Raw genomic sequence first — 11933 nt, forward strand, 5'->3', positions numbered from 1 at the left:
GGCCGCGGTCACCGGGAGGGTGGCTCCTCGCCGGAGGGCTCCCTGCGGGCGCGCTCCGCGTCGGCGCGCTCCAGCTCGACGACGCGCAGGTCGTCCTGCACGAGCTGCCCGCGCGGCACCACCCCGGAGCGGTGCCCCGCGCGGGCGATGAGGTGGCTGGCCACCGGCGCGGTGACCAGCTGGAAGAGCCCGACGAAGAGCAGCGCCACCACGGCGCTGGCGTCCGGGACCAGCTGCACCTCGACGCCCGCGAGCACGAGCAGCAGCCCGAGCACCTGCGGCTTGGTGCCGGCGTGCATCCGCATCCACAGGTCGGGGAAGCGCAGCATGCCGATCCCGGCCGCGAGGGCCAGCAGCGACCCCGACAGCAGCAGCACCGCCGAGAGCCAGTCCCAGGCGCTCACGGGGCGCTCCCGAGGTGGCCCGGGCCGTCAGCCGGGCCCTCACCAGGGCTGTCCGTCGGGCCGTCGGCCGGGGCCGCGGTCCCCCCGGGCGGGTCCTCGCGGCCGAGGAAGCGCACCACCGCCACCGAGCTGGCGAAGCCCAGCAGCGACAGCGCCAGCAGCACCGGCACGAAGACCGTCGACCCGCGCCGGGCCACGAGCACGGCCACGCCGCACAGCAGGACCGCCACGAAGACGTCCACCGCGGCGGCCCGGTCCAGCGTGGTGGGCCCGCGCACGAGCCGCACCACCACGAGCAGGGCGGCGACCAGGAGGATGCCCAGGGACAGGCCGGTGACCACGCCCATCAGCGCCGCGCCTCCCTGACGTCGTCGGCCACCTGCACCCCGCCGGCGAGCGAGCCCGGCGCCAGCGCGGCCAGCACCCTCTCCTCCAGGCGGAGGGCGTGCTCGCGCACGTCCTGGCCCACGCGCGCGGGGTCGCCGGTCACCAGGGCGTGCAGGTACAGGGTGCCGCTGGGGACGTCGACGTCGACGACGAGCGTGCCCGGCACCAGGCTCAGCAGCTCCGCGGTCGCGGCGATCATGGCGTCGGAGCGCGAGCGCAGCGGCGCCGCGACGATGGCGCTGGGCGGCACCGGTCCCGGCCTGACCGCGAACCACGCCACCTGCAGGCTCGAGCGGACCAGGTCGACCAGCACGAAGCCCACCAGGCGCGCCGACCCGACCAGGGAGGGGCGTGGCGCGGGCGGCAGCGTCGGCATGGGGAACACCGCCACCAGGGCGAGCGCCACGACCACCCCGCCGACCACGACCAGGGGGCTCACCGACCCCCACAGACCGCACCAGAACACGACCATCCACGCCAGGAGCGGCAGCTGGCGCCGGTGGGGCAGCCGCCCCCGCAGGCCCGGGCGCGCCGGCTCCGGCTCGTGAGCGCTCACGGCGCCTTCTCCCCGCTGTCGGTGCCCCCGGAGCCGTCGGCGGTGCCGGCGTCCAGGCCCCCCACCACCGCGGTGTAGCGGGAGACGTCGAGGGTGTCGGCGGCCGCGCCGTCGGCGAGGGAGAGCAGCGGCCCGGCGACCGCGGTCAGCGCCGTCACCAGGACGACGACGCCCCCGGCCGCGGCGACCATGGCGGGGGGCACGCGGTGGGCGCGCGCGGCGGCCGCCTCCGGGCTCACCTCCGGGTCCAGCCGGGTGGCGCGACCGGACCAGAACGTCGCCGCCCAGGCGCGGGAGATGGCGTACAGGGTGAGCAGGCTCGTGACGACGCCGGCCACCACGAGCACCCACGCCGAGGCGCCCCCGTCAGCGGCACCGGCGCGCAGCAGCGCCAGCTTGCCCACGAAGCCGGAGAACGGCGGGATGCCGGCGAGGTTGAGGGCCGGCAGCAGGAAGAGCAGGGCGATGCCGGGCGCCGCGCCGCCCAGGCCCCCCAGGCGGCGCAGCGAGGTGGTGCCCGCCGCGCGCTCCACCAGCCCCACCACGAGGAAGAGGGCGGTCTGCACGAGGATGTGGTGGACGGCGTAGAAGACGGCCGCGCCCAGGGCGGCCTCGCTGCCCAGGGCCACCCCGAAGAGCATGTAGCCGATGTGGCTGACCAGCGTGAAGGACATCAGGCGCTTGAGGTCGTTCTGGGCGATGGCGCCCAGGATCCCCACGAGCATGGTGGCGACGGCCACGACCACCAGGCCGGTGGTCACCGCGGCCGTGGGCACCTGGCCGAAGAGCACCGTCTGCGTCCGGAAGATGGCGTACACGCCGATCTTGGTCAGCAGGCCCGCGAAGACCGCCGCCACGGGCGCGGCCGCGGTCGGGTAGCTGTCGGGCAGCCACCCCGACAGCGGGAACGCCGCCGCCTTGAGGCCGAACGCGAGCAGCAGCACCAGCTGCAGCCCCACCGCGACCGCCACCGGCAGGCCCGACAGGCGCCCGGGCAGGTCGGCCATCGAGACGGTGCCCGTGGCGGCGTACACCAGGCCCAGGGCGGTCAGGAAGACCAGCGAGGAGACGATCGAGACGACGACGTACGTCATGCCGGCGCGCACGCGCGCCGCGGTGCCGCCCAGCGTGAGCAGCACGTAGCTGGAGACCAGCAGCACCTCGAAGCCGACGTAGAGGTTGAACAGGTCCCCGGCCAGGAAGGCGATGGACACCCCGGCGGACAGGGTGAGGAAGGTCGGGTGGTAGATCGACACCGGCGTCCGCTCGGCGTCGCCGGTGCTGCCCTGCCCGACGGAGAAGAGCATCACCGACAGCGTCACCAGCGACGACGTCAGCAGCATGAGCGCCGAGAGCCTGTCGGCCACCAGGGAGATGCCCACGCCCGCCGGCCACGCCCCCAGCACCACCGACTGCGGCCCGTCGGCTGCAGCACCGGCCAGCAGCGCTGCGGCGGTCGCGGTGACGCCGGTCAGCACGGTCACGCTCACCCAGCGCTGGGCCACGGGGTGGCTGCCGAGCACCAGCGTCAGGGCGGCCCCGAGCACGGGCAGCAGCACGGCGAGGGGGAGCAGCACGCGCATCAGGGCCGCCCCCCGCTGCGCTCGTCCTGCCGGTCCCGCTCGTCCTGCCGGTCCCGCTCGTCGTCCGAGCCGCGGGTGGCGGGCCGGTTGCCCGCGCCCAGCACGGGGCCGCCCGCGCCGCCGGGGGCGCCGGCGCCGGCGCCCCCGGCGGCCCCGTCGGTGCTGTCGGCGCTCTCCGCGGCCTCTCCCGGGGGCGCCGCCTCGCCGCGCGAGCGGCCCTGGGGGCTGGTGTCGCGCACGACGTCGTCCCCGCGGGTGCCCTCGATCCGGCTGGTCCGGTAGGCCATGGCCAGCAGGAAGGCGGTCACCGCGAAGGTGATGACGATCGCCGTGAGCACCAGCGCCTGGGGCAGCGGGTCACTGGCCTCGGCGGCCGTCTCCAGGGTGATCTCCCCGTCGGGGTCGAGCACGGGGGCGCGGCCCGCCCTGCCGGCGGCCGCGATGAGGAGCAGGTTGACGCCGTTGCCGGCCACCAGGACGCCCAGGACCACGCGGGTGAGGTGCCGGGAGGTCAGCAGGTAGACGCCGGTGGCGACCAGCCCCCCGACGGCCAGGGTGAGGACGACCGTGGGACTCACCGCGCACCCACCTCGCTGCCCGCCCCGTCGCTGCCCTCCACGTCACCGGGGCGGGTCTCCTCGGCGTCCTCGGCGTCGGCCGTGGCGAGGTCGGCGGGCGCGGCGCCGTCCGCCTCGGTGCCGGGCCCGGGCAGCTGGTCGGGGCCCGGTTCGCCGTCGTCGTCGCCGTCCTCCTGCTCCCGCGCGGCGGAGGGGTGGGCCTCGAGCTCCTCCTGCTGGGCGTCGATGCCCGCCCCCAGGCTGCGCAGGACGTCCAGCACGGTGCCCACCACCACGAGGTAGACCCCGACGTCGAAGGCCAGGGAGCTCACCAGGTGCACCTCGCCCAGCAGGGGCACCTGGAGGTAGGTGTCGGCGGTCTGCGTGGCCTGGCCGCCCACCAGCAGCGGGACCCCCGCCGAGGCGGCGGCGAGGAGCAGGCCCGAGCCCAGCAGCACGCCGACGTCCACCCGGGCGGCCTCGCCCAGCTCGTACCGGCCGCCGGCGAGGTAGCGCAGGAACAGCGCCAGCCCCGTCACCAGGCCCGCCGCGAAGCCCCCGCCCGGCAGGTCGTGACCCGCGAAGAGCAGGTAGACCGACAGCACCAGCACGGTGCCGAAGACGAGCCGGACCACGATCTCCAGCAGCAGGCTGCGCCGCCCCGGCGCCAGCGTGCGCACCGCCGGCAGCCACCGGGTCGAGGGCGCCGCGTCGGGTCCGGGGGCGAACTCTTGCGAGCTGCGCCAGGTCGAGGCCACGGTGGTGGCGCCGGTGGCGGCGCCGCCGCGGCGGGAGGCGTCCAGGCGGGGCGCGCGCCCGGTGCGGTGGCGCAGGAAGACGAGGCTCGCCACCCCGGTGGCCGCCACCGTGAGCACGGTGATCTCCCCGAAGGTGTCCCACGCGCGCAGGTCGACCAGGGTCACGTTGACCACGTTCTCGCCGTAGCCGAACTCGTAGGCGAGGCGGGCGAAGTCGGCCGAGACGGGCGTGGCCGTGCGGGCGCTGAGGGCGACGGCGGCCAGCAGGGAGGTCACGGCACCGGCGCCGACGGAGACGACCACCCGCAGCCACGGCCGCGGGCCGTTGAGCAGGCTGTCGGGGGAGGGCTCGAAGGTGGGCGGCAGACCGCGCAGCACGAGCACGGCCGCAGCGAGGGTCACGCTCTCGACCAGGGCCTGGGTGAGCGCCACGTCAGGGGCGCCGGCCACCACGAACAGCCCCGCCACCGCGTACCCCGAGGCGCCGGCCATGACGAAGGCGGCGCGGCGGTTGCGGCTCGCAGCGGCGGCCACGGCGGTGACCAGGGCGATGAGCACGAGCGCCGCCTGCAGCGGCTCGTCCCACCAGCGCCACACCGCCGGCCAGGCCCCGGTGGCCGAGGCCACGACGAGGGCGGTGCCCGGGCCCAGCACGAGCACCGCCGCGGCGGTGAGCACGTACTGGGGCAGGGAACCGCGCTGGTAGACCAGCGTGGTGGCGGCCGCCACCGCGTCGGTCCAGCCGCGGGCGCGGTCCTGCAGGCGCCCCCCCGTCAGGGGGGCCAGTGCCGGCACGTCGAGCCGGTGCTGCAGCGCCTCCACCCGCGCCCGGGCGGCGAAGAGCACCGCCCCGAGCCCGAGCGCAGCGGCGGACAGCGCCAGTGACGGGGTCAGGCCGTGCCACAGCGCCAGGTGGTACTCCTCCTCCCCGGCGGGGAACCCCGCGGCGGCCGCGGAGACCACGCCGTCGACGGGGCCGGGCACGAGCCCGGTGACCAGACCGCCGCCGGCGGCGACGAGCAGGGGGACCAGCAACGAGCGGCCGGGGGCGTGGAAGGCGTCGGGGTCGGGTGCGCCCTCGGGCAGCTGGCGGGTGGCGAAGGCGCCCCAGACGAACCGGGCGCTGTACGCGGCGGTCAGCACGGACCCGACCAGGAGCACGGCCAGCACGGCCAGGTCGGCCCCCGCCGAGGCGCCCGGCGGCCAGCCGCCGCCGGCCACGAAGCCCTCGAAGGCGGCCTCGTGCGTGATGAACCCCAGCAGGGGCGGCACCCCGGCCATCGAGCCCGCGGCCAGCGCCGAGGCCACGAGCAGGGCGGGGGCGCGCCGGGCCAGCCCGGACAGCTTGCGCAGGTCGCGGGTGCGCGAGCCGTGGTCGATGGCGCCGACCACCATGAACAGGCACGACTTGAACATCGCGTGGGCCAGCAGCAGCCCCGTGCCGGCGATGGCGCCGGTGCGGCCGCCGGCACCCACGAGCAGGGCGATGAACCCCAGCTCGCTCACGGTGCCGTGGGCCAGGAGCAGCTTGAGGTCGTGCTGGCGCAGCGCCCGCCAGGCGCCCACCACCATCGTGGCGCCGCCGAGGACGACCACGGTCCAGCGCCAGGCGGGCACCTCGGCGAAGACGGGCCCGAAGCGCGCGATGAGGTAGACCCCCGCCTTGACCATCGCCGCGGCGTGGAGGTACGCGCTGACCGGGGTGGGGGCCACCATGGCGCCGGGCAGCCACGCCGTGGTGGGCAGCAGCGCCGACTTGGTCACCGCACCGGCCAGCAGCAGCAGGGCCGCGGTGGTCGTGGTGGCGCCCGCCGGCGGCGGGTCGGCCAGCAGGCCGCTGATCGAGGTGGTGCCGGTGCTCACCGAGAGCAGCACGATGCCGACGAGCATGGCCAGCCCGCCGGCGGTGGTGACCACGAGCGCCTGGCTGGCCGCGTACCGGGCGGCCCGGGACCTGCCGTCCCCGCCGATGAGCAGCCACGACAGCACCGTGGTGAGCTCCCAGGCGACGTAGAGCAGCACGAGGTCGTCGGCGAGGACGAGCACGAGCATGACCGCGCAGAAGGACACCAGCAGCGGCACGGTCCGCTGACGGGTGCGCCGCTGGGACTCCTCCGCGAAGTAGCCCGCCGAGTACGCCAGCACGAGGGCGCCGACGCCCGCGACGACCAGCACCATGATCGAGGACAGGGGGTCCAGGCGGAGGGCCAGCTCCACGCCCAGGTCGGGGACCCACGGCACGGCCTCGCGCACCGAGGAGCCCTCGGAGCCCGCCACCCCCGAGGCCCACTGCACGACGAGCCAGGCGACCACGGCCAGGGGCGCCAGGGCCGTCAGCAGGACCCCCCGAGGGCCCCAGCGGCGCACCACGGGCACGGCCAGGGCAGCGGCGGCGCAGTGCGCCGTCAGCAGGAGGAGCATGTCCGGCCGAGCCTACGGGGAGACCGCTGCGCCAGCCCGCCGGTGCCTGACCTCCCGGGCCACGGCCACGGCCAGGCCCGCTGCCGCGAGGGGTCCCGCGAACCAGGCCAGCGCGGTCCCCAGGGTGCCCGCGGCCGCGTGGTCGTCGGCCGAGAGCAGCAGGTAGGTGAGGTAGCCGGCGAAGGCGACCACGAGCAGCGCCCCCTCGGTGCGGGCGACGCGCGCCCCCGTCCAGGCGAGCGGCACCAGCACCGCCGTGGCCACGAGCATCACCGGGACGTCGAAGCGCACCGCCTGCGGGTCGACGGGCAGGCCCTGCGCACCGACCACGGCGGCGGAGCCGACCACCGCGCCGATGTTGACGGTGCAGCTGCCGACCACGGCGCCCAGCGCCATCTCGCGCTCCCCGCGCAGGCCGGCGACCACCACCGTGACGATCTCCGGGGTGGCCGTGCCGACGGCCACGACCGTGAGACCGATGACCAGGTCGGACAGGCCGAGCGCCCGGGCCAGGCCGGTGCCGCCGCCCACGAGCAGGTCCGCCCCCAGCACGAGGGCGCCCACCCCGACGAGCACGAGCAGCACGGCCGCGGCAGCCGCCCGCCCGCGGGGGCGCCCCCCGCGGCCCTCCTCGTGCCCGCCCTCGCCGCCGGAGCGCTTCTCGCGCCAGACGCACCACGCGAAGTAGACGACCAGGCCCGCCAGCAGGCCGCTGCCCTCCAGCCGGCTGACCACCCCGTCCAGGCAGGCCAGCAGGAGCAGCACCGAGGCCGCGAGGAGCACCGGCAGGTCGGCGCGCAGCACCGAGCGCCCGACCGCGATCGGCGCGAGCAGCGCGCCCAGGCCGAGGACGAGCAGGACGTTGACGGTGTTGCTGCCCACCGCGTTGCCGAGCGCGAGGTCCGGCACCCCCCGCAGCACGGCGTCGAGGGAGACGGCGACCTCCGGTGCCCCCGTGCACAGGGAGACCACCGTCAGCCCGACCACCGCCGAGGACAGGCCCGCTGCCCGCCCGAGCCGCGAGGCCCCGCGCACCAGGGCCTCACCGCCGGCCGCCAGCAGCACGAGTCCGAGCAGCACCGCGCCGACGTCGAGGACCACCACCCGATCTTGGCCGCGGCTGGCCTACCGTGCGCGCCGTGAGCAGCGCGCCCGCGACGACACCCGCACCACCCGCGCCGGTCCCGCCGCCGCACACGCCGCTGGAGGACGCCGCGGCCCTGGCGGTGGGGTCCTTCCTGCTGGGGTGGGCGCTGCTGCTGCTGCAGGAGGCCGGTGCGGTCTCCGGCGGGCTGGCGGGGGTCGCCTTCCTGGTCGCGGGCCTGACGCCCGTGCCGCTCGGCGTCGCCTTCTTCCTCATCAACCTGCCCTTCTACGGGCTGGCAGTGCGGCGGCTCGGCTGGGCCTTCGCGATCAAGACGCTCGTCTGCGTGGCGCTGACGTCCGTGCTCGCCGAGGTGCTCGCCGAGGTCGTGCAGGTGCGCATGCCGCTGCTGCTGGCCACCGGCTTCGCCGGCCTGAGCCTGGGACTGGGCTTCCTGGTGCTCTTCCGGCACCGGGCCAGCGCCGGCGGGTTCGGGATCCTCGCCTTCCACCTGCAGGAGCGCTTCGGCTGGCGGGCCGGGTACGTGCAGCTGGCCTTCGACGCGGCGGTGATGCTGGCGGCGCTGCTCGTGGTCGGCTGGCGCCTGGTGCTGGCCTCGCTGCTGGGGGTGGTGGTCCTCAACCTCGTCGTGGCCATGAACCACCGCCCGGGCCGCTACGTCGTGCGCTGAGGCGGGGGCTGGGCCGGACGGGGGATCCCGCGGTGTCGGTGCCGTCTGCCACGGTGGGGCCATGACAGCGGTGGACGGGCGCCTCGACGTCGTCGACGGGGCGGACCTGCAGCTCGAGGGCTTCCGCGGGGAGCTGACCGGGTACTGCTACCGGATGCTGGGGTCGCTGGCCGACGCCGAGGACGCCGTGCAGGACGCCATGGTGCGCGCCTGGCGGCACGCCGGCTCGCTGCGCGACCCCTCGGCGCAGCGCGGGTGGCTGTACCGGATCGCCACCCGCGTGTGCTTCGACCACCTCGAGGGCCGCAGGCGCCGCGCGCTGCCGGTGGACATGTCACCGGCCCCGTCCGCGCCCGTGGTGGCCTCCCTCGGCGCGCCGCTGGAGGCCGCAGCGTGGGTGGAGCCCGCCCCGGACGCGCGGGTGCTGGGCACCGCGCCGGCCGCCGACCCCGCCGCGGTGGCCGAGGAGCGCGAGTCCGTGCGCCTGGCCCTGGTCGCGGCGCTGCAGCTGCTGCCGCCGCGCCAGCGCGCCGTGCTGGTGCTGCGGGAGGTGCTGCACTGGCACGCCGACGAGGTCGCCCGGCTCCTGGACACCTCCGTGGCGTCGGTGAACAGCCTCCTGCAGCGCGCCCGGGCCACCATCGCCGCGCACGACGCCCAGCACGCCTCGCTCCAGCCGCTCAGCGACGAGCACGCCGCGCTGCTGGAGCGCTACGCCGACGCCTTCGAGCGCTACGACGTCGAGGCGCTGGTGGCCCTGCTGCACGCTGAGGCGACGATGTCGATGCCGCCGTACGCGCTGTGGCTGCGCGGCCCGCGCGACGTCGCCGCCTGGCTGGTGGGACCGGGCGCCGGCTGCCGCGGCTCGCGGGTGCTGCGCACGCGGCTGAACGGCCAGCTGGCGCTCGCCCAGTACCGGCCCGACCACGCCTCCGCCGGGCCCGACGGGCAGCCGACCCGGTGGACCCCGTGGGCGCTGGTGGTCCTCGCGGTGCGCAGCGGTGACGGCGGCGAGCCGCGCATCGGCGACCTGGTGTTCTTCCTCGACGCCCAGCGCGGCCTGTTCGAGGGCTGCGGGCTGCCGCTCAGCCTCGGCGCCGGGGCCCCGCCGGCGCCGGAGCAGCGGGCGGGGGCCCGCTGACGCCGCCCGCCAGCTCCTCCATGCCCGCCGGCAACGGCGCGCTGGAGACCACGAGCAGGCGCTGGGTGGGCCGGGTCAGCGCCACGTAGAGGTCGCCGGCGCCCCGCGGGGAGGCCTCCAGCACGGCCCGCGGCTCGCAGAGCACCACCGCGTCGAACTCCAGCCCCTTGACGCCGGTGACGTCGGAGACGGTGACGGCGGCGTCGGAGGGGTCGTCCACGCCGCGCACGTCGCCGTCGGGCAGCGCGGCGCCCAGGGCCGCCCGCAGCCCGGCCACCAGCGGCTGGGGCGCCACCACGGCCAGGCGCCCGGCGCCGAGCACGTCGACCTGGCCGCGCACGGCGGCCACCACGGCCCCGGTCCACGCGGTCGACCCGGCCGGGGCGGGCGCGCCCACCGCCGCCGGCAGCTCCTCGGCGTCGCGGATCGAGCTCGGCGCCTCCTCCGGCGACCCGTGCGCCGCCAGCACGCGGCTGGCCAGGTCCATGACCTGCCGCGGGGTGCGGTAGTTGACCGTCAGGCGCGAGAGCGTGAAGGTGCGCGAGAGGTCCACCCCGCTGCGGGTGCGGGTCCCCGTGCCCAGCACGGGGGCCAGGGCCCGGCCCCAGTCGCGGGCGCCCGCGGCGCTGGAGGTCTGGGCGAGGTCGCCCACCACGGTCATCGACCGCGACGGGCAGCGGCGCGCCAGCACCCGCCACGCCATCGCCGACAGCTCCTGCGCCTCGTCGACCACGACGTGCCCGTACGCCCAGGTCCGGTCGGCCTCGGCGCGCTCGGCCACGCTGCCGCGCGGCCCGTCGAAGGCCCAGCGCTCGGCCAGCCCCTCCGCGCTCAGCGCCCCGCCGCCGCTGGGGTCGACCATCCCGGACTCGAGCACGCCGCGGGCCTGGGCCACGAGGTCGGCGCGCTCGCGGGCGGCGCGCGCCGCCTCCGCCGCCCCGGAGGAGGGGTCGTCACCGAGCAGCTCGGCCAGCTCGTCCAGCAGCGGCACGTCCGCCACCGTCAGGGGCGCCTCGCGGGGGCGCGCCAGCAGCGCCAGCTCCTCGCGGCGCCACCGCTCCCCGCTCCTGGCGGCCTCGGCAGCGGCGCCCGCCAGGTGGTCGGGCTTGGCCCACAGCGCGCGCAGCACACCGGCGGGCGTCAGCGGCATCCAGCACAGGTTGACCTCGCGCCGGACGTCGGGGGACTCCCGCAGCTCGGCCTCCAGCGACTGGCGCGTGTCGGCGTCGAGCTCGTCCCCGCGGGTGCCGTGCGCGGTGGCCAGCTGGCGCACGAGGTCGTTCATGACGCGGCGCACGAAGGCGGTGCGCGCGCTGTTGTGCGGCTGCCGCGCGTCGCGCGCGGAGTCGCGCGCGGCGCGCACGGTCCGGGGCCTGAGCACCACCGCGTGCGCGCCCACCGACAGGCGCAGCGGCCGCTCGGGCACCCGCTGGCGCTGGCGGACCGCGGCGGCCAGCAGCTCGACCATGCGCGGGTCGCCCTTGAGCGCGGCCACCGCGTCGTCGTCGGCGGCGGTGGCCCGCACCCCGGGGAAGAGCTCGCCCAGACTCGCCATCACCACCCCGGTCTCGCCCAGGGCGGGCAGCACCTGGTCGATGTAGCGCAGGAAGGCGCGGTTGGGGCCCACCACGAGCACCCCGGACCTGGCGATGCGCTCGCGGTGGGCGTACAGCAGGTAGGCCGCGCGGTGCAGCGCCACGGCCGTCTTGCCCGTGCCCGGTCCGCCCTGCACGACCAGCACCCCGGGCAGCGGGGCCCTGACGACGGCGTCCTGCTCGGCCTGCAGGGTGGCGACCACGTCGCGCATCCGCCCCGTGCGCGCAGCGGTGACCGCGGCCATGAGCGCGCCGCCGCCGGCCACCACCATGCCCTCGGGCAGCGCGGCGCCGTCGGCCACCACGTCGTCCTCCAGGGCCGTGACCGTGCGGCCGGTCAGCGTGAGGTGGCGCCGCCGCACCACGCCGAGGGGGTCGGCGGCGGTGGCGCGGTAGAACGGCTCGGCGGCCGGGGCGCGCCAGTCGGTGAGCAGCTGCTCCTGGCTCTCGTCGGACAGGCCGATGCGGCCCACGTAGCGCACGTCGCCGCCCTCGAGGTCGAGGCGGCCGAAGACCAGCCGGTCCTCCACGGCGCGCAGCTGGGCCAGGCGGTCCTCGTACAGCGTGGCGAACGCGTCGCGCTCCATCCGGGCCGCGGGCGTGCCGCTGGAGCCTGCCGCGCGGACGTCGCGCAGGCGCCCCTCGGTGGAGGAGCGCAGCAGGTCCAGGCGGGCGTACCGCTCGTCGACGCGGGCCTGCTCGCCCGCCGTCTCGCGCGCCAGACCGCTCGCGCTGCCGCTCACCGCCGCCTCCGTC

10 protein-coding genes are annotated in these 11933 nt (G+C 77.2%); 2 read left to right on the top strand and 8 right to left on the bottom strand.

Annotation, left to right across the window (positions count from 1 at the left end):
- Positions 1-8 precede the first annotated feature (8 nt).
- From mnhG to ACUN9U_RS05325, 7 genes are read right to left on the bottom strand one after another with little or no spacing between them, the layout of a single operon-like run.
- Positions 9-404 carry a monovalent cation/H(+) antiporter subunit G gene (mnhG, locus tag ACUN9U_RS05295; RefSeq protein WP_445483876.1) on the bottom strand — a complete coding sequence of 132 codons (396 nt, stop codon included), beginning with the start codon at positions 402-404 and terminating at the stop codon, positions 9-11.
- A complete protein-coding gene (locus tag ACUN9U_RS05300) occupies positions 401-751 on the bottom strand; it encodes a monovalent cation/H+ antiporter complex subunit F (protein WP_445483877.1) in 351 nt (116 codons plus the stop codon). The genes mnhG and ACUN9U_RS05300 overlap by 4 nt, the downstream gene beginning before the upstream one ends.
- Positions 751-1347 carry a Na+/H+ antiporter subunit E gene (locus ACUN9U_RS05305; protein ID WP_445483878.1) on the bottom strand — a complete coding sequence of 199 codons (597 nt, stop codon included), beginning with the start codon at positions 1345-1347 and terminating at the stop codon, positions 751-753. The genes ACUN9U_RS05300 and ACUN9U_RS05305 overlap by 1 nt, the downstream gene beginning before the upstream one ends.
- Positions 1344-2930 carry a Na+/H+ antiporter subunit D gene (locus tag ACUN9U_RS05310; protein WP_445483879.1) on the bottom strand — a complete coding sequence of 529 codons (1587 nt, stop codon included), beginning with the start codon at positions 2928-2930 and terminating at the stop codon, positions 1344-1346. The genes ACUN9U_RS05305 and ACUN9U_RS05310 overlap by 4 nt, the downstream gene beginning before the upstream one ends.
- Positions 2930-3508, bottom strand: a complete 579-nt coding sequence (locus ACUN9U_RS05315) for a sodium:proton antiporter (RefSeq protein WP_445483880.1) — start codon at positions 3506-3508, stop codon at positions 2930-2932. Before ACUN9U_RS05315 ends, ACUN9U_RS05310 begins: the two co-directional genes overlap by 1 nt.
- On the bottom strand, positions 3505-6666 hold the full coding sequence (locus ACUN9U_RS05320) for a Na+/H+ antiporter subunit A (protein ID WP_445483881.1): 3162 nt from the start codon (positions 6664-6666) through the stop codon (positions 3505-3507). Before ACUN9U_RS05320 ends, ACUN9U_RS05315 begins: the two co-directional genes overlap by 4 nt.
- A 12-nt stretch (positions 6667-6678) precedes the next feature.
- Complete coding sequence (locus ACUN9U_RS05325; protein WP_445483882.1) at positions 6679-7767, bottom strand: calcium/sodium antiporter; 1089 nt, start codon at positions 7765-7767, stop codon at positions 6679-6681.
- A 38-nt stretch (positions 7768-7805) separates the two neighbouring features.
- Between ACUN9U_RS05325 and ACUN9U_RS05330 the strand changes: the two genes are divergently transcribed.
- Together ACUN9U_RS05330 and ACUN9U_RS05335 are read left to right on the top strand one after the other, a co-directional pair.
- Entirely contained in the window at positions 7806-8441 is a 636-nt protein-coding gene (locus ACUN9U_RS05330) for a YitT family protein (protein ID WP_445483883.1), read from the top strand.
- 61 nt (positions 8442-8502) lie between these two features.
- Positions 8503-9582 (top strand): RNA polymerase subunit sigma-70, encoded by a 1080-nt coding sequence (locus tag ACUN9U_RS05335; protein WP_445483884.1) that lies wholly within the window; start codon positions 8503-8505, stop codon positions 9580-9582.
- Here ACUN9U_RS05335 and ACUN9U_RS05340 read toward each other — a convergent pair.
- Positions 9527-11920 carry a HelD family protein gene (locus ACUN9U_RS05340; RefSeq protein WP_445483885.1) on the bottom strand — a complete coding sequence of 798 codons (2394 nt, stop codon included), beginning with the start codon at positions 11918-11920 and terminating at the stop codon, positions 9527-9529. The genes ACUN9U_RS05335 and ACUN9U_RS05340 overlap by 56 nt on opposite strands.
- Positions 11921-11933: the final 13 nt, after the last annotated feature.

It is taken from the genome of Quadrisphaera sp. KR29 (genome assembly GCF_052644995.1).